General features: G+C 64.8%; 1 protein-coding gene. It reads right to left on the reverse strand.

Going from position 1 to position 273, the window contains the following annotated elements; translation table 11 throughout:
- Positions 1–273 (reverse strand): DUF4062 domain-containing protein (locus tag AC0IYH_RS31575; protein ID WP_471838184.1); only part of this gene is annotated, 273 nt, incomplete at both ends.

Here is a 273-nt window from a genome sequence, read left to right on the forward strand (position 1 = left end):
TCATCTGATCGCGCAGATCGTCCGCGTCGCGGAACCCACCGCGAAACAACCCGCCGGTCCAATCCTGCACCTCCCGGACGAATTCGGCCTGCCGGGCGTCACGGTCAACGCCGTCCTGAACGAATGCGATCACGGGCCGCCTGTCCTTCGCCTCGCGCCATTCCTCGTGCGTTGCGGAGAGATCGGAGTTGGGCTGCACCGCGCCGTAGGCGCTACCGAGCACCATCACCACGAGGTCCGAATCTCGCACACCTTTCAGACAGGCGATCCTAG

This window comes from Pseudomonas sp. AC463 (genome assembly GCF_979253585.1).